General features: G+C 59.8%; 19 protein-coding genes and 1 pseudogene. 8 read left to right on the top strand and 12 right to left on the bottom strand.

Translation table 11 applies throughout. From position 1 onward, the window contains the following. The 3 genes from EAH74_RS29975 to EAH74_RS29965 all read right to left on the bottom strand — a co-directional run. On the bottom strand, positions 1–420 hold a 420-nt coding region (locus EAH74_RS29975), incomplete at its 3' end, for a carbohydrate ABC transporter permease (protein WP_140683765.1). Positions 421–430: 10 nt separating this feature from the next. After that, complete coding sequence (locus EAH74_RS29970; protein WP_024164558.1) at positions 431–1,357, bottom strand: carbohydrate ABC transporter permease; 927 nt, start codon at positions 1,355–1,357, stop codon at positions 431–433. A gap of 144 nt (positions 1,358–1,501) precedes the next feature. Continuing rightward, positions 1,502–2,809: an ABC transporter substrate-binding protein gene (locus EAH74_RS29965; protein ID WP_140683774.1), complete on the bottom strand. Its 1,308-nt coding sequence runs from the start codon at positions 2,807–2,809 to the stop codon at positions 1,502–1,504. A gap of 287 nt (positions 2,810–3,096) precedes the next feature. Between EAH74_RS29965 and EAH74_RS29960 the strand changes: the two genes are divergently transcribed. From EAH74_RS29960 to EAH74_RS29950, 3 genes are all read left to right on the top strand, one after another. Beyond that, entirely contained in the window at positions 3,097–4,047 is a 951-nt protein-coding gene (locus tag EAH74_RS29960; RefSeq protein WP_140683763.1) for an AraC family transcriptional regulator, read from the top strand. 71 nt (positions 4,048–4,118) lie between these two features. Continuing rightward, positions 4,119–5,018 carry a carbohydrate kinase family protein gene (locus tag EAH74_RS29955; RefSeq protein WP_140683762.1) on the top strand — a complete coding sequence of 300 codons (900 nt, stop codon included), beginning with the start codon at positions 4,119–4,121 and terminating at the stop codon, positions 5,016–5,018. Between the two features lie 148 nt (positions 5,019–5,166). Beyond that, positions 5,167–5,607: a hypothetical protein gene (locus tag EAH74_RS29950; RefSeq protein WP_140683760.1), complete on the top strand. Its 441-nt coding sequence runs from the start codon at positions 5,167–5,169 to the stop codon at positions 5,605–5,607. 16 nt (positions 5,608–5,623) lie between these two features. Here the strand turns inward: EAH74_RS29950 and EAH74_RS33510 are convergent. After that, positions 5,624–5,834: pseudogene (locus EAH74_RS33510) on the bottom strand (hypothetical protein); the annotation flags it as partial. A gap of 97 nt (positions 5,835–5,931) precedes the next feature. Between EAH74_RS33510 and EAH74_RS29940 the strand changes: the two are divergent. After that, complete coding sequence (locus EAH74_RS29940; protein ID WP_140683758.1) at positions 5,932–6,858, top strand: universal stress protein; 927 nt, start codon at positions 5,932–5,934, stop codon at positions 6,856–6,858. A 135-nt stretch (positions 6,859–6,993) separates the two neighbouring features. On the opposite strand, the gene EAH74_RS29930 is transcribed toward EAH74_RS29940, so the two are convergent. Together EAH74_RS29930 and EAH74_RS29925 are read right to left on the bottom strand one after the other, a co-directional pair. Further along, a complete protein-coding gene (locus tag EAH74_RS29930) occupies positions 6,994–7,809 on the bottom strand; it encodes a class I SAM-dependent methyltransferase (protein WP_140683754.1) in 816 nt (271 codons plus the stop codon). Positions 7,810–7,846: 37 nt separating this feature from the next. Then, the gene (locus EAH74_RS29925) at positions 7,847–8,116 is read right to left on the bottom strand and encodes a DUF4242 domain-containing protein (protein WP_140683752.1); all 270 of its coding nucleotides are present in this window, start codon (positions 8,114–8,116) and stop codon (positions 7,847–7,849) included. Between the two features lie 183 nt (positions 8,117–8,299). On the opposite strand from EAH74_RS29925, the gene EAH74_RS29920 reads away from it, so the two are divergent. Further along, a complete protein-coding gene (locus EAH74_RS29920; protein ID WP_140683750.1) occupies positions 8,300–9,292 on the top strand; it encodes an AraC family transcriptional regulator in 993 nt (330 codons plus the stop codon). 9 nt (positions 9,293–9,301) lie between these two features. Here EAH74_RS29920 and EAH74_RS29915 read toward each other — a convergent pair whose 3' ends face one another. From EAH74_RS29915 to EAH74_RS29900, 3 genes are all read right to left on the bottom strand, one after another. Then, the gene (locus EAH74_RS29915) at positions 9,302–10,513 is read right to left on the bottom strand and encodes a cytochrome c biogenesis protein DipZ (protein ID WP_140683748.1); all 1,212 of its coding nucleotides are present in this window, start codon (positions 10,511–10,513) and stop codon (positions 9,302–9,304) included. Between the two features lie 171 nt (positions 10,514–10,684). Then, complete coding sequence (locus EAH74_RS29905; protein ID WP_140683746.1) at positions 10,685–10,897, bottom strand: hypothetical protein; 213 nt, start codon at positions 10,895–10,897, stop codon at positions 10,685–10,687. 48 nt (positions 10,898–10,945) lie between these two features. After that, on the bottom strand, positions 10,946–11,209 hold the full coding sequence (locus EAH74_RS29900) for a DUF2790 domain-containing protein (protein ID WP_140683745.1): 264 nt from the start codon (positions 11,207–11,209) through the stop codon (positions 10,946–10,948). 305 nt (positions 11,210–11,514) lie between these two features. Between EAH74_RS29900 and EAH74_RS29895 the strand changes: the two genes are divergently transcribed. Continuing rightward, positions 11,515–12,255 carry a response regulator gene (locus tag EAH74_RS29895; RefSeq protein WP_033060285.1) on the top strand — a complete coding sequence of 247 codons (741 nt, stop codon included), beginning with the start codon at positions 11,515–11,517 and terminating at the stop codon, positions 12,253–12,255. Then, positions 12,252–13,553, top strand: a complete 1,302-nt coding sequence (locus EAH74_RS29890) for a sensor histidine kinase (protein WP_140683743.1) — start codon at positions 12,252–12,254, stop codon at positions 13,551–13,553. Before EAH74_RS29895 ends, EAH74_RS29890 begins: the two co-directional genes overlap by 4 nt. 120 nt (positions 13,554–13,673) lie before the next feature. Here EAH74_RS29890 and EAH74_RS29880 read toward each other — a convergent pair whose 3' ends face one another. The 3 genes from EAH74_RS29880 to EAH74_RS29870 are packed head-to-tail and all read right to left on the bottom strand — an operon-like array spanning position 13,674 to position 15,928. Further along, a complete protein-coding gene (locus EAH74_RS29880; RefSeq protein ID WP_140683740.1) occupies positions 13,674–14,084 on the bottom strand; it encodes an SRPBCC family protein in 411 nt (136 codons plus the stop codon). A 27-nt stretch (positions 14,085–14,111) separates the two neighbouring features. Beyond that, a complete protein-coding gene (locus EAH74_RS29875; RefSeq protein ID WP_140683738.1) occupies positions 14,112–14,909 on the bottom strand; it encodes an SDR family NAD(P)-dependent oxidoreductase in 798 nt (265 codons plus the stop codon). Positions 14,910–14,911: 2 nt separating this feature from the next. Further along, on the bottom strand, positions 14,912–15,928 hold the full coding sequence (locus tag EAH74_RS29870; protein ID WP_140683736.1) for an aldo/keto reductase: 1,017 nt from the start codon (positions 15,926–15,928) through the stop codon (positions 14,912–14,914). Positions 15,929–16,046: 118 nt separating this feature from the next. Between EAH74_RS29870 and EAH74_RS29865 the strand changes: the two genes are divergently transcribed. After that, positions 16,047–16,961, top strand: coding sequence for a LysR substrate-binding domain-containing protein (locus EAH74_RS29865; RefSeq protein ID WP_140683734.1), 915 nt, complete (start codon positions 16,047–16,049; stop codon positions 16,959–16,961). Positions 16,962–17,104 lie beyond the last annotated feature (143 nt).

The raw sequence follows: 17,104 nt of genomic DNA, 5'->3' as shown, positions 1-17,104 counted from the left end.
GCGCGTATCGAGCAGGCCGAAACTTTTGGCCAGCAGGTAGATCGGCATCAGTACGCCCACCGGCGGCAGCATCTTGGTGGAGAGCATCCACAGCAACGTGCCTTTGGTGCGCTTGGTTTCGTAGAACGCCATCGAGTAGGCCGCCGGCACCGCGATCAGCAGGCACAGGGCCGTGGCGCTGAACGAAATCACCACCGAGTTCCAGGCGAAACTGAAGTAATCGCTGCGCTCGTTGATGTGCAGGTAGTTCTCCAGCGTCGGCGTGAAGAGGAACTGTGGCGGCGTGGCGAAGGCGTCGATTTCGGTTTTGAAACTGGTCATCACCATCCAGAAGATCGGGAAGAAGATCAGGATCGCGATGGCCCAGGCCAGGGTGCCGAGCAGCAGGCTTTGCAGACGGCGGGATTGTTGAAGGGTCATGGCGCAGGCCTCAGGCTTTGTCTGTCAGGTTTTTGCCGATCATGCGCACCAGCACGATGGCTGCGATGTTGGCGATCACCACCGCGATCAAACCACCGGCGGACGCCATGCCGACGTCGAACTGCACCAGCGCCTGGTTGTAGATCAGGTAGGCGAGGTTGGTCGAGGCGTAGCCGGGACCGCCGTTGGTGGTGGTGAAGATTTCGGCGAACACCGAAAGCAGGAAGATGGTTTCGATCATCACCACGACGGCAATCGGCCGTGCCAGGTGCGGCAGGGTCAGGTGCCAGAAAATCGCGATCGGCCCGGCCCCGTCGAGGCGCGCGGCTTCTTTCTGTTCCTGGTCGAGGGACTGCATGGCGGTCATCAGGATCAGGATCGCGAACGGCAGCCATTGCCAGGACACGATGATGATGATCGACAGCAGCGGGTAGTGCGCCAGCCAGTCCACCGGCTGCGCGCCGAACAGCTTCCAGACGTAGGCGAGGATCCCCGAGACCGGGTGGAAAATCAGGTTCTTCCAGATCAGCGCACCGACGGTGGGCATGATGAAAAACGGCGAGATCAGCATCACCCGCACGATACCGCGACCGAGAAACTCACTGGCCTCCAGCAGCGCACTGATCAACACGCCGAACACCACGCTGATCAGCAGCACGCTGCCAACCAGCAACAAGGTGTTGGTGGCGCCGGGCAGGAAACCCGAGTCGCTGAGGAAGTAGCTGAAGTTTTCCAGCCCCACGAACGCGTTCTCGCCGGGGTAGAGCAGGTTGTAGCGAATCAGCGAGAAGTAAACGGTCATGCCCAGCGGCACGATCATCCACAGCAGCAACAACGCCACCGAGGGGCTGACCAGAAACCAGCCGGGGTTGGCCAACCGGCTTTTACGCACCGGTTGGGGAATGTCCATGTGAGCTTTGGCAGTTGAAATATTCATGGCTTCAAACCGATTAGGAACAGACATACAAAGATCGAAATGTGGGAGCGAGCCTGCTCGCGAAGAGGCCGGTACATCCGATGCCTCTTTGGCGATTGGAATGGCGCTTTCGCGAGCAGGCTCGCTCCCACAATAGGTTGCGGGTTACTTGGGATAACCGGCGCGCTTCATTTCACGTTCGGTGGAGGTCTGTGCGGCGGCGAGGGCTTGATCAACCGACATCTGCCCGGTGAGCGCCGCCGAAAACAGTTTCCCTACAGACGTGCCGATCGCCTGGAATTCGGGAATGGTCACGTACTGGATGCCAACGTAAGGAACAGCCTTGATCGATGGGTGCGCAGGATCGGCGTGCTGCATCATCTGCAAGGTCACTTGCGCGAACGGTGCGGCCTTCAAATAGGCCTTGTTGTAGGTGGACTGCCGAGTGCCTGGCGGCACGTTGGTGATGCCGTCTGTTTTAGCGACAAGTTGAATGTATTCTTTTGACGTTGCCCACGTGATAAAGGCCTTTGCTGTGTCTTTGTGCTTGGAGGTTGCCGGTATCGCCAGCGACCACGCATACAGCCATGACGAACCTTTGTCGGTGACCTCAGTTGGTGCAGGCGCAAAGCCCACGCTGTCGACAACCTTGCTCTGCTCTTTATCGGTGGTGAACGAGCCTGCGACGCTGGCATCCACCCAGATGGCGCATTTACCGCTGTTGAACAGCGCGAGGGTTTCGTTGAAACCATTGCTCGACACGCCTGGCGGCCCAAACTTCTTGAGCGTATCAATGTAGAAGTGCGCCGCTGCTGTCCACTCCGGGCTGGACAGTTCCGGCTGCCACTTTTCATCAAACCAACGGGCACCAAAGGCGTTGGAGATGGTGCTCATCAGCGCGATGTTCTCACCCCAACCGGCCTTGCCACGCAGGCACATGCCGTACTGCCCTTTGTCAGGCTGGTGGAGCCTGGAGGCAAATTCGCCGAGCTGCGTCCAGGTCGGGTGCTCCGGCATGCTCAGGCCTGCTTGCTTGAACAGATCGGTGCGGTAATAGGTGATCGTGCTTTCGCCATAGAAAGGCAAGGCGTAGAGCGTGTTGTTGACTGACAGGCCTTGGCGTACCGAAGGGAAGATGTCTTCCAGGTCGTACTCCGGTGGCAGCCCCGTGATCGGCTCGAGCCAACTCTTGGCGCCCCAAAGCGGCGTTTCATAGGTACCAATCGTCAGCACATCAAACTGTCCGCCCTGAGTGGCGATGTCGGTGGTCAGGCGTTGACGCAGGACGTTTTCTTCCAGCACCACCCAATTGAGCTTCACATCAGGATGCTGCTGTTCAAACACTTTGGAGAGCCGCTGCATCCGGATCATGTCGCCATTGTTGACGGTGGCAATGGTCACTGTTTCAGCGGCTTGACTGACAAGGGCGAAGGATAGGCCAGCGGAAAGGAAAAGCGCTTTCGGGATGTTCATCGTAGTGCTCTCCGCTCCGCGCCTTGGACGACGGGAGCTATTATTTTTGTTTGTTAACCACCGCTGATCAAATACGTCTGACCGGCAATGGTGGACGACTGGATTACAACAGCTTAAAAAAGCCCGGACAAACGCGTAGCGGATGCTCATCTGATACTTTTTTAACCGAACGCGGTATAGCGGCCCGAGATCAAAAAAGTATCAGTTGCAGGCAATACGTGAGCTAGCAGGTGCCGGACGAGTAGGCGTATGTTGGTCGCATTCGAAGAACAAAAAAGGGGCATGAGATGCCTGATTCCCGAGCAGCCCTGTTTGAGCAGCGACCCGCCGAGCTGGAGGTCATTCTTCCAGAGCCCGATCATTGCTTTCGCTGGTACGAACACGATTACCCCTACTCCCTGGCTCGCTGGAACCATCACCCTGAATTCGAAATCCATCTGATCCGCCAGGGCAGCGGCAAGCTCGTCGCGGGCGATTACATCGGTGCGTTCGGTGCAGGTCACGTGGCGCTCATCGGCCCCGACCTTCCCCATGACTGGATAGGGGATCTCGCGCCAGGTGAGTACCTGGCGGGGCGCGATGTGGTGCTGCAGTTTGATGGCTCAGCCATTTTGGCCTTACGCGCAACGATGCCTGAGCTGGGCGAGCTGCAACACCTTTTCGAACAAGCACGTCGCGGCCTGGAATTCACCGGAGCAACGGCTGCACAGGCAGCGCGACTGCTGGAGGACATAGGCCCGGCGCAAGGGCTCGAGCGTTTGATTCTGTTCCTGCAATTGATCAACGCGCTGATGAAAGCACCCTCGCCTGACGTTCACTTGCTCGCCAGCGCGTGTTACGCGCCCACCCTGGATGCCCGTAGTTCCGAGCGCATCAATAAGGCATTTGACTATCTACTGACTGAGCTCACAGGCGACATTCGCCTGTCGGTTATCGCTCAGCGCCTGGAGATGAGCGAGCCCGGTTTTTCGCGTTTCTTCAAAAGGATTACCGGCCACGGCTTCATCGATCTCATGCGCAAGCTCAGGGTTCAGCGCGCGTGCAGGCTGTTGCTGCAAACGGAGATGTCAGTGGCGGACATCTGCTTTGAGGTTGGCTATGAAAACCTGTCCAACTTCAACAGGCACTTTCGCATCGAAATGGAACAGACACCCAGCGAATATCGTCGCGAAACGGCGATGACGATGTTCAACCGCAACGGTGCTCACCCCTCCCTGCCTTTCACCAGAACCCATTGAGTGAGTGATACCCGGCGGTCGACTCTGATCAGCCAGCAGTAATCGCTCTGAGAAATATTGAGGAAATGACCATGGTATTGCCTCGCGCAGTCGTATTTGGCGAAGCCCTGACCGACCTTGTCCAAGGCATCCCCGGACAATGGAAAGGCTATCCAGGCGGCGCGCCCTGGAACGTTGCACGAGCGCTGAGTCGCTTGGGCATCAGCAGCGCCTTCGCAGGCTCTATCAGCACGGACTCCCTGGGCGACGAGATCGCCAGGCAGTCAGAGGCGGCAGGTCTGGACGGGCGATTTATCCAACGAGTAGACCGAGATCCGTTGGTGGCCATCGTTCCATCGAGCCGTCCTCCACGATATTTTTTTGCTGGAGATGCCGATCAGTTTTTCGACCCGGGTCTGATGCCAGATGGATGGATTGACCATGCCCAGGTGTGCCATTTCAGCTGTATCAGCCTGGCTCGTCAGCCGATTGGAGACAGATTGGTAAAAATCGCTCAGTTGGCCAAAGGAGTGGGCAAACGGATTAGCTATGACCCGAACTGGCGTAATTTGATGGACAGCCGTTATCGGCAGCAGACGTTCCCGACGATGACCGCCCTGGCCGACATGATTAAACTTTCCGACGAAGACCTTCGGCACATTTATCCGGGGCTGACCGAACACCAGGCATTGGACGAGCTTCGCGCACTGAATCCAGTGGCTGAAATCCTGTTTACCCGAGGTGAACACGGCATGGTTCTCTATACCCCCGACAGGCGGTACGAGCAGCCGGCTATCGCCGTAGACGTCGCAGATACCGTAGGTGCAGGAGACGCTTGCATGGCCGGCTGGCTGGCATCGGAGTTGCTCGGAATGACCGACTTGGCGGATCGCTTGCGATTTTCATCAGCCTGCGCATCCCTCTCCTGCCGCCATGCCGGGGCCCATGCTCCGACGTTGGTCGATGTTGAAGGGTTACTTAATGCGCCATAATCTTGAAGACACGCAGCTCCTTTACTACTGTAATTTGCATTGACATTGGACGGGGCTGGACCGGGTTCCGGTGCTACGCTTTCATTTCCTGATAGAGAACGAAGCGATGCCCACCGAACTCTCAACCCCCGGACTCACGACTGTAGCCATGAAACGGATCCTGATCGGTGGTATCACCGTAGCGATTATCGGCACGATGACGTATGGATTTTTCCAGTGGAAAACCGTCGAAAGCCAAAAACACGAGATGCTGTGCGGGCAGGCCAAGCAGACGCTGAAAGGCGTGGAAATCCGGGCGCGGGCGTTGGCTGCCGGACTGTCTGTAGAAGACTATGGCAAGGCTGAAGAACACGAAGTGGCGACACTCATTGGTGCGCTCGACGCCGCCAAGAGCGACGCTGAGGTCGACTCGGTCATAGAGGCTCATGCTGCCACCATAGAAGCAGAGGATGCGGCTATTGACGCTCAGGTTGATACCCGAGGCGATCAGACATTCCTCGAGCAACGACTGGTGAAACAGCGGATACCGGTCGACGTCAAACAAGAACTGCAACGCGCCGCGAAGGCCGTTAGCGTCATGTGCAGCTAGTGTTCAACAATGCCCTACCCCACGGCCCCAAGTAATAGTTCTGGATATCCTCGCGCGCGGCCAACTCGGCAATATCGCCAATCTTGACCTCCCCGCGTTCCGCCCCGGAAAACCCGGAGCACATGATGTTCGGGGCACATCAGCACCTGTTTGTCGCTGAGTCCATCGGGGATCGGGCACAGGTTCGCCAACGCATCCGGCACCCGTACGAACCTCAGCCTGCTCCCGGTTTGCGGACGGGAGGTTGATCATGGTCAATACTTAGAGACTGGATGTACGTCGCACGAGCCGCACGTCGGGCGGCTAATCCACGGGAGGTTCGTCATGTCTGGTCAATCCCGCTTCATGCTGGTTGCATCACCGCTGATGGAACACAGCCCCGCTTTCGACAGGGCCGCTGCGCTGGCCAAGGCCGAAGACGCCGCGCTGCACATCGTCGCCTTCGATTACCTTGAAGGCCTGGCGACCGCCAGTCTGGTCAACGAAAAGGCCCTGGAACAGATGCGCGTGGGCTACGTCGAGCGCCACCGCCAATGGCTTGAGGAACAGGCCCGCCCCTTGCGCAAGATCGGGGTCCACGTCACCACCGAAGTGGCCTGGGTAGAACGCCCATTGGAGGAAATCCTGATTCACCTCAAAGAGCAGCCGATGGATGTGCTGATCAAGGCGCTGGAGCACGAATCGCTGCTGTCGCGGCTGATGTTTACCCCGCTCGATGTGCACTTGTTGCGCGAATGCCCGGTGCCGCTGCATTTCGTCAGCCATGCCATGCACGCCTTGCCGCGAAAGATCGTCGCGGCGGTGGACCCCTTTCATCGCGATGACCATTACAAAACCTTCAACGACCGGATCCTTCACGAGGCGGCGAAACTGGCGAGCGCCTGTAATGCCGAGCTCGATGTGGTCTACGCCTATGACCTTTCATCCATCAGCGCCGACGAATTCGGCTTCGACAACGGTTCGGCGTTCTTCTCATCGGGCAAGGCCAAGACCGTATTCGATTACCAGGAGGATGCCTTCAACGACCTGGCCGAGCGCAACGGCATCGCGCCGGAGCAGCGGCACATGATCATGGGCAACCCGGCCAAGGTCCTCACCCGCTATACCGATGCCTATGACGTTGACGTGATTGTCATGGGCCGGATAGGCCATCGCGGCATGGGCCGGCTGATCGGCAGTACGGTTGAGCATCTGCTGTACAAAATGCCGTGCAGCGTTTGGGTGGTGTACACCGAGCGGCTGGATGAGTGATTACTCTCTTAGACACCACTATCCAATGTGGGAGCGAGCCTGCTCGCGAAGAGGCCATTACATTCAACATTGATGTTGAGTGAACGACCGCCTTCGCGAGCAGGCTCGCTCCCACAGGGGGGTTGTGTTGGCAGTTCAACGCAGGGTGATCACCACCTCCAGGTATTCACTCGGCACCACCATCGATTTCTCTCCCGCTCTGTTCATGCGGTTGATCAGTTCGGTCATGTCGTTTTCCAGCGCTTTGGCGCCTTCAGGAGGCAGTGCCGCGAAGGCTTTGTGGACCGGGCCGTACCAGGTGCGGAACGTGTCGATGAAGTGCGCGGCCGAGCGGTAACGGAAGTTGAAGGTCTTGCGCGTCACCTGGAGCAGAAAGTCACGTTCGTCGAACTGCGTGTGCAGCCAGGCTTCGGTGCCCCAGTTCGAAGGCGGTTGTGCCCCCGGCGGTGGCGGCGGCAGGTGGCGACCGAGGGTCTTGAACATCTGGCCGACAAACCCTTCGGGCGTCCAGTTGGCCAGGCCGATCCGCCCTCCGGGGCGACAGACCCGCGCCAGCTCCGCGGCGGCCTTGGGTTGGTCCGGCGTAAACATCACCCCGAAGGTCGAAAGCACGGCATCGAAGCTGGCATCCTCGAACGGCAAGGCTTCAGCGTCAGCCACTTGAAACGTGACTTCCAGGCGTTCCGCCCTGGCCCGGTCTTCGCCGCGTTCCAGCAGCGTGGCCACGTAGTCGGTCGACGTGACATGGCAACCACGGCGCGCGGCAGCGAGCGTCGCGTTACCGTTGCCGGCGGCCACGTCGAGCACGCGTTCATCGCAAAGCAGGTCGCAGGCCTCGGCCAGTTGCTCGCCGACGATCTGCAAGGTGGTGCCGATCACGGCATAGTCGCCGCTGGCCCAAGAGGCCATCTGACGGTTTTTCAAGGCAGAAAGATCAATGGGTGTACTCATGAATTCCGCTCCGTTGCGGGTTGGAACGCAACCCGGCTTACTCGGCCGTGGTGGGATCGATGATGGCCGTGACCTGGGAAATGCGGTTGGCCGGGAAACCGCTCTGCCTGGCGTGTTCCTTGATCGACTCTTCGTTGGGCGCGATGTACACGCAGTAGAGCTTGTCACCGGTGACATAACTCTGCTGCCACTGCACTTCTGGCAAGTCGCGCAACGTCCTGCAGGACTTTTGCGAAGCCGCTTTCAAATCCCTTTCTGACAGTGTTCCAGCACCCGGAATCTCGCGTTCTATAACGAACTTAGGCATGGCAACCTCTCATTCTTGTTATTGATGACAGGGTCGGCAGACCCTGTGTGCCAACTATCGCGCCGGGCAACGCTGGCGTCCTGCCCGATCGTCGGCCAACCCTGTCCGATCGTCCGGAGATTTCGCGTTACGCGGCGACAGGGTCACAATCAAAAGCCGCCCCGCCAACACGGGAAAACCACCATGGATGCCTTGTCACAGACGCTGCGCGTCGTCCGCCTGGTCGGCGCGATTTTCATCAATGCCAGGTTTACTGCACCCTGGTGCTACCAATCGCCGAGCGCCGACACGGCGGCGCCGTTTCTGGAACCCGGCGCCGAACGCGTGGTGATCTTCCACTTGATCACCGAAGGCGAATGTTATGTCGAACAGGGTGATGATCCCCCGCTCCTGCTGACGGCCGGCGATGTGGTGGTTTTCCCTCAGGGAGATGCCCATCGCATGAGCTCACAACCTGGGCTCGCGCCTGCCACCGGTGCACGGCTGGACGTGATGCTGGCGCGCCGTCCACGGCAATTGAGCTATGGCGGTGGCGGCGCGGTGACGCGTCTGGTGTGCGGCTATCTGGCCTGCGATACCCGTCTGGCCGGCATGTTGCTGACCGGGTTGCCGGCGGTGGTCCGGGTCAATGTGCGCGGCTCGAATGCCGGTATCTGGCTGGAATCGTCGGTCCGTTATGCGCTGGCCGAAGCGCGCTCGCCCCGCCCCGGCGGCGAAGGTGTGCTGGCGAAACTGGCCGAGGTGTTGTTCATCGAGGTGCTGCGCCTGTACATGCACGAACAGGGCGAAGGCCGCACCGGTTGGCTGGCGGGTGTGGGCGACCGGATTGTCGGCGCCGCCCTCAACGCGTTGCACAAAAAACCGTGTCACGCCTGGACGCTGGATGAACTGGCGCGCACTGCCGGCACGTCAAGATCGGTGTTGGCGGAGCGCTTCCAGCAACTGGTGGGGAGTTCGCCGATGCAATACCTGACGCAATGGCGCATGTTGCTGGCGGCTAACCTGTTACGCAGCAGTAACAGCTCGTTGATGCGGATTGCCGAAGAGGTGGGCTACCAGACCGACACGGCGTTCAGTCGGGCCTTTCGCCGAGAGTATGGAGCGCCGCCAGCGGCGTGGCGACGCAGTCAGGAGAAAAAACCAATGGCCCACCGCGTGCAGCCTGTGAGCCATTGATTTGAAGCATTACGCAGCGGGTGCTTTAGCCTCTTCCAGCAACTGCTGGATCACTTTCTCCTGAGTCTCGTAGCTGCCTTCACCAAAGTGGGTGTAACGCACCTGCCCCTTGGCATCGATCAAGTAGTGAGCCGGCCAGTACTGGTTGTCGAAATTACGCCAGATCGCATAGTTGTTGTCGATCGCCACCGGGTAGGTAATGCCGAGCTTTTTCACCTGATCCTTGACGTTGTCGATGATGCGCTCGAAACCGTACTCAGGCGTGTGCACGCCGATCACCACCAGGCCATCCTTCTCGTATTTCTTCGCCCAATCCTTCACGTAGGGCAAGGTGTGCTGGCAGTTGATGCAGTCGAAGGTCCAGAAGTCCACCAGCACCACTTTGCCTTTCAGGGACTCGTTGGTCAGGGCTGGCGAGTTAAGCCATTGCACTGCGCCGGCAATGGACGGCATGGCGCCTTTGGCGTTGTCCATGGACGCGTCTGCGTTGACCTTGCTGACGAAGTAATCGACGACTTTCGGTACGGTTTCCAACACCCCCTTCTCAATGCTGCTGACGCCTTCGGACGAAGTGCCAGCCAGCAGTGTTTTGTCGACGCCGGTGGAAATCACCGCCGCAGCCGCCAGCACCGCAACACCCGTGCCACGACGCAGCCAACCGGTGACCGGAATCGACGACTTCAAGCGATTGACCAGGCCGCGACCGGCGAAGATCAAAGTGCCCAGGGACAATGCGCTGCCCAGGCCGTACGCCACCAGCAACAGGCTGGTTTGAGCGTTTGCGCCTTGCAGCATGGCGCCCGTGAGGATGACCCCGAGGATCGGCCCGGCGCACGGTGCCCAAAGCAGACCGGTAGCAACGCCGATCATGACCGAACTCAACGGGCCGGACATTTTGCGAGTGTCCGGATCGAGGCGGTTGCCCAGCGCCACGAAGGGACGGGCCAGCCAGTCACCGACACGGGCGGAAATCAGCGACAGGGCGAACAGCACCATCACGATCAGCGCTATGTGGCGACCGGTGTTGTTGGCGTGTACCACCCACTCGCTGCTGACCACGGCCAGGCTGGAGATCAGGGCGAAGGTCAGGACCATGCCGCCGAGGGTGAGCAGGATCGAGGAACGTGTACGTTTAACACCGGCGAACAGGAATGGCACGACCGGGAGGATGCAAGGGCTGAGGACGGTCAATATGCCGCCCAGGAAAGCGATGAGAAACATGGGGATCACCTTTGAATATAGAAAGGGCGACACACCACACATCCCTGTGGGAGCGAGCCTGCTCGCGAAGAGGCCATCACATTCAACATTTTCGTTGACTGACACCCCGCTTTCGCGAGCAGGCTCACTCCCACATTGGAACTGTGGTGTTCACAGAAACAGTGTCAGGCCTCAGGCCGTCTGGTTTTCCAGTTGCTGCCCCTGCGGCGTACGGCTCGAACCATCCTCTGCCAGAAAAGCGTTCCCGCCCTTCTCCGCCACCGGCGTCAGTTGGAAGCAAGTCGCGCTGCCGCAGCTTTTTTGTTCAACGGCAGCGTTGGCATGGGCAGCGGCGCCAGCCGCGGAGAAGGCAATGGCAGTCAAAAAGCGGCTTACGTTGTTCATGATGTGCTTCCTGTTTCAATTGGGATGGGCAATGGGTCAGCGCAGGACTCAGTTGTCCGAGTTGCAGCCATCAGCCAATTTGCGATAGTCCAGAACCTGGGTTTTGTTATGGGAATCCAGGTAAGTCAGCTGGGCATCCACAACCCCACAGGAAGTCGAGGCGTCCTGTTTCAGCGACACCACTTTCTTGATGTCCAGGTTTGTGCCGTAGGTGTAGGTTTTAGCGGTGACATCGGCTTCGGCGCGGGCCGACAAGGTGCAGATGTTCAGGGCGGCAAACAGGCAAGCGGCGTAGACGGCTTTGGTGTTCATGGTGGTTTCCTCAAGGCTTCAATAGGTCAATCGTTGATTGGGCCGAGGCGGTTTGATTTGCCTCGATGGAACCTATTAGAAGCCCGCGAGGTATCTCGACTGTGTCGGGAACAGGCGCGTGTAAATCGGTACGTATCAGAACCGGGCCGGGATACAGAGCGATACAAAAGCCCTGAAAATGGGTGTTTTTGCGTCCACGTGTATCCGCCGACAGGCCAGATACACTGCAATACAAAGGACTGCGGGCGAGCGGGCCAAGGCTCGATAGACTGCGCGACATCCCCCATCTACAGAGGCCTGGCCAAATGGAACACGTCGATCACATTCTCATCGTGGACGATGACCGCGAGATCCGGGAACTGGTAGGCAACTACCTCAAGAAAAACGGCCTGCGCACCACCGTCGTGGCGGATGGACGACAAATGCGCACCTTCCTGGAATCCACGCCGGTGGACCTGATCGTGCTTGACATCATGATGCCGGGCGACGATGGACTGATGCTGTGCCGTGAGTTGCGCGCCGGCAAACACAAGGCCACGCCGGTGCTGATGCTCACCGCGCGCAACGATGAAACCGACCGCATCATCGGCCTGGAGATGGGCGCCGACGATTACCTGGTCAAGCCGTTCGCCGCCCGTGAACTGCTCGCCCGAATCAACGCCGTGCTGCGCCGCACCCGGATGCTGCCACCCAACCTGGTGGTCACCGAAAGCGGTCGCCTGCTGGCCTTCGGGCGCTGGCGCCTGGACACCTCGGCCCGGCACCTGCTCGATGAGGACGGCACGATGGTCGCGCTCAGTGGCGCGGAATATCGGTTGCTGCGGGTGTTCCTCGATCATCCTCAGCGTGTGCTCAATCGCGATCAATTGCTGAACCTGACCCAAGGCCGCGATGCCGACCTGTTCGACCGTTCCATCGACTTGCTGGTCAGCCGCTTGCGCCAGCGCTTGCTGGACGATGCCCGCGAACCGGCCTACATCAAAACCGTGCGCAGCGAAGGCTATGTGTTTTCGCTGCCGGTGGAAGTCCTCGGGGCGCCCTCATGAACTTCACCGTTCGCTGGCCCCGCACCCTCGCCTCGCGGCTGTCGCTGATCTTCCTGATCGGCTTGATTCTCGCGCAGGCGCTGTCCTTCGGCGCGCAGTACTACGAGCGCTACGAAAGCACGAAGAACACCATGCTGGGCAATCTGGAAACCGACGTCTCGACCTCCATCGCCATCCTCGACCGCTTGCCGGCCGAAGAACGCATGAGCTGGCTGCAACAACTGAATCGACGTAACTACCGCTATTTGTTGAACGAAGGCTCGCCGGGCCTGCCCATGAGCGATTCGCCAATCGCGATGACTTCAATCAAAGAGGCCATCGGCAAGGATTACCCGATGACGGTGACCGACATCCCCGGACCGGATAAACATTTTCAGGTCCACCTGAAACTGGCGGACGGCAGCCCGGTGACCATCGACGTGCGACCCTCGATGGTGCCGTTGTCGCCGTGGTTACCCATCGTGTTGCTGGGGCAACTCGCACTGATGCTCATCTGCACCTGGCTGGCCGTGAGAATTGCCATCCGCCCCCTGACCCGCCTGGCTCAGGCGGTGGAGACCCTGGACCCCAACACCCACGCGGTGCACCTGGACGAAAAAGGCCCGACCGAAGTCGCGCATGCCGCCATGGCCTTCAATTCGATGCAGGCGCGCATCGCCGCGTACCTCAAGGAACGCATGCAACTGCTGGCGGCGATTTCCCACGACCTGCAAACGCCGATCACCCGCATGAAACTGCGTGCCGAATTCATGGACGACTCCGCCGAGAAAGACAAACTCTGGAATGATCTTGGCGAGATAGAACACCTGGTGCGCGAAGGCGTGGCCTATGCCCGCAGCGTTCATGGCGCCACCGAGGAAAGTCGCCGCACCAATCTGGATTCGTTCCTCGACAGCCTGGTGTTCGACTATCAGGACATGGGCAAAGACGTTCAGCTGGGCGGTAAAAGTGACGCGGTGATCAATACCCGGCCGCACGCCTTGCGGCGGGTGCTGGTGAACCTGACGGACAACGCGCTGAAGTTCGCCGGCGCCGCCGAATTGAGGGTGGAAGCGAAGGCTGACGGCAGTTTGTCGGTGAAGGTGATGGACCGCGGGCCAGGGATTGCCGAGGAAGAATTGGCTCAGGTGATGGAACCGTTTTATCGCGTGGAGAACTCACGTAACCGCAGTACCGGCGGGACCGGGTTGGGGTTGGCGATTGCACAGCAGTTGGCGTTGGCGATCGGGGGATCGTTGACGTTGAGTAATCGTGAAGGGGGTGGGTTGTGCGCGGAGCTCAAATTACCGGCTGCATGATCGTTCCCACGCTCTGCGTGGGAATGCCTCAAGGGACGCTCCGCGTTCCAGCTCTGGAAAGGGACGCGGAGCGTCCCGGGCTGCATTTCCACGCGGAGCGTGGGAACGATCAGTACGGCGTCAGGCCGGGTAATTGGCGCGCAGGGCTTCGAGGCCGCCTTGGTAGATACCGGTAAACAGCGCCACCACTTCCTCGTCACTCACACCGACAGGTGCAAACCGCCCGGACCACGTCACTCGCGCGCCCTGCCCCTGCGCTTCAACACTGATAGTCGCCAGATAGTCAGTAGCCGGAAACGGCGCCTGCAAAATCGAATAACTGTAAGTCTTTCCAGCGTTATCAAACGCCTCCAACCGCTCAACCACCACCGCCCCGTCCGCCGTTTGCAGGCTACGCACCCGGCCGCCTTCACTCAGCTCGCTTTGGGGAATAAACGGCAGCCAGTCCGGCAGCGAGTTAAAGCCGCCAATCAATCGCCAAACCTGGTCGGCGGTCGCCGGGATATCAATAAACGCTGATGCAGTTGCCATGAAATGTTCTCTCTTAATCAATAAGGTTCAGATCGCCATGCTGTCGACGACGCCGCCGTCGACTCGCAACGCCGCGCCAGTAGTGGCCGAAGACAGCGGCGAGGCGATGTAGGCCACCAGGTTGGCGACCTCCTCGACATCCGCCACACGCTGGATGATCGAGGTCGGCCGAGCCTTGCGCACGAAGGCGTCGGCTTCTTCCCGAACGCTGCGCCCCGATTTGGCAGTGGCGTCTTTGAGCATCAGCTCCAGGCCATCGGTCAGCGTCGGGCCAGGCAGGATCGAATTGACCGTCACCCCGGTGCCCGCCAGCCGCTTGGCCAGACCATGGGACACCGCCAGGTTGGCGCTTTTGGTCACGCCGTAATTGAGCATGTCGGCCGGTGTTGCGACCCCGGATTCCGAGGACAGGAAAATCACCCGCCCCCAACCCTGCTTGACCATGTCTGGCACGTAATGCCGTGACAGGCGCACGCCGGAGATCACGTTGACCTCATAAAAACGCGTCCACTCGCTGTCCGGTGCGTCGAAGAAATCCACATCGTTGAAGATCCCGAGGTTGTTCACCAGGATGTCCGCCCGTGGTTCGGCGGCGAACAACAGCTCGGCACCTTCGGCAGTGCCCAAGTCGGCGGTCAGGCCACGCAACTGCGCGTCCGGCACGCTCTGGCGAATGCTCGCCAGCGCCTGTTCGACTTTGGCCGTCTCGCGGCCGATCACCACCACCGTGGCGCCGGATTCGGCCAGCGCCTTGCTGATGCCCAGGCCAATGCCGGCGGTGCTGCCGCTGACAATGGCGAGTTTTCCACTCAGATCGATTTTCATGCTCAACCTCCAATAATCGGCAATGGCGCACGTTCGGACACCAGTTTCGCGTCGCGCATCGCCTGCCAGAAAGCAGCGGGAATGACAGCCGCAATCGCCGCAACGTCTTCAGCAATCCGGTCCGGACGGCTGGACCCCGGAATCACCGCCGCCACGGCCGGGTTAGCCAGGGAGAACTGCAACGCAGCTGCCTTGATGTCGACACCATGCGCGGCAGCGATGCGTTTGATCTGCTCGACTTTATTGATGATCGCCGGGCTGGCTTTCTGGTACTCGAAGTGTGTGCCACCGGCCAGAATGCCCGAGCTGTAAGGACCACCGACCACGATCTCGACGTCCTGCGCCAGCGCGGCGTCCATCAGACGTTGCAAAGCACGGTCGTGGTCGAGCAGCGTGTAGCGACCCGCCAGCAGAAAACCGTCCGGCTGGGCTTCGGTCAGATCCAGGGTCAGCTCGCACGGTTCAACCTTGTTCACGCCCAGGCCCCAGCCCTTGATCACGCCTTCTTCGCGCAAGCGGGTCAGCACTTTGAAAGCGCCGGTGCGGGCCTGGTTAAAGTATTCCAGCCATTGATCGCCATAGAAGTCCTGGGCGATGTCATGCACCCAGACAATGTCCAGACGATCGGTTTGCAAGCGCTTGAGGCTGTCTTCGATGGAGCGCATCGTGGCGTCGGCGCTGTAGTCGTTGACGATCTTGTTCGGGCGGCCGTGTTCGAACACACCGCTCTTTTCGCCCAAGTCACGGGCCGCGGCGTCTTCGACTTCATCGAGAATCACTCGGCCGACTTTGCTGCTGAGTACATAGTCGTCGCGGTTGTACTGGGCCAACGCGGCGCCCAGACGAATTTCCGACAGGCCCGAACCGTAAAACGGTGCGGTGTCGAAGTAACGCACACCGGCATCCCAAGCGGCGTGCACGGTGGCCAGCGCCTCGTCTTCAGGAATGGCGCGGAACATGTTGCCCAATGGAGCGGTGCCGAAACCCAGCGCGCCGGGCAGTTTGTCTTTCAAGCTCATGGGTGAATCCTCTTGAGTGTCAGGGGTCAGCTGATGTGACCGATGAGCAGATCCTAGATTGCGATGATCGGACCGTCCAAGACATAATGCGCACCACTTGAGTCCCTAGAGGTCTGACATGATCGACATTCGCCAATTGCGCTACTTCGTCGCTGTCGCCGAAGAAGAACACGTCGGTCGCGCCGCCGAACGCCTGCACATTTCCCAATCACCCCTGAGCCGGCAGATCGCCCAGCTCGAGGAACGCCTGGGCCTGACCCTATTCGAGCGGAGCCAGCAGCGCATTCGTCTGACCCGCGACGGCCAGACGTTTCTGGCTGAAACCCGTGCCCTGCTGACCCATGCCAATCGCCTGGAATCCCTGGGCAAGCGCCTCGGTCGTGGCGAAGAAGGCGGCTTGTGCATCGGCTACATCGAAAACGCCATGCACGCCGGCGTCTTGCCCAATGCCTTGCGGGTACTGCGGGTCGACCGACCGAACGTGCACGTCGCGCTGTACAACCTCAATTCCGCCGAACAACTCGAAGGCCTGCGTCAGCGTAGTCTGGATATCGCACTGGTCAGCGAACCGCCCGTCGCCGACGACCCGGACCTGCTGGGTTTTCAGGTGCTGGACGATCCGATGCTACTGGCCTTGCCCGAACATCATCCTTTGGCGAACCACACAACACTGACCCCGGCGGACCTGGCCGACCAGGAATGGATCGGCGTGCAACCCCGCCAAGACGCCGCCAGCCGCGACGACTTCGTCAGCGCCTGCATCCGCGCCGGTTTCACCCCGGACATCCGCATGGAAGCCACTGAACCATTTACCGCGTTGGGATTAGTGGCGTCGGGGCTGGGGATCGCGATGATCCAGAAAGGCTTGAGCCGCAACGCACCACCCGGCGTGGTGCTGCGGGAAGTGCCATGGATTTCCTTCACCACACCGCTGTGGGCCGCGTGGCACCGGATCAATTTGCGACCGTTGGTGGAGACGTTCAGGAAAGTGCTGACGGAGCCAGGCCCGGGTCACACCCAGACGGTTGTGTAACAGCATTTTGGGAAGCGTCTGACATCAATTCCTATGCGCCCTTGGTAGCGTTGCACCGAACCCGGCTCCAGGACGTCTTTGTGATCTGGCCATGGAAGGCCTTTCACACGTGTTGCATCAACGTCCCGGAGCCTGTGCCACGT

Source organism: Pseudomonas mandelii, assembly GCF_006438925.1.
Lineage (GTDB): Bacteria > Pseudomonadota > Gammaproteobacteria > Pseudomonadales > Pseudomonadaceae > Aquipseudomonas > Aquipseudomonas mandelii_C.
This window is presented reverse-complemented; position numbering and strand designations above follow the sequence as displayed.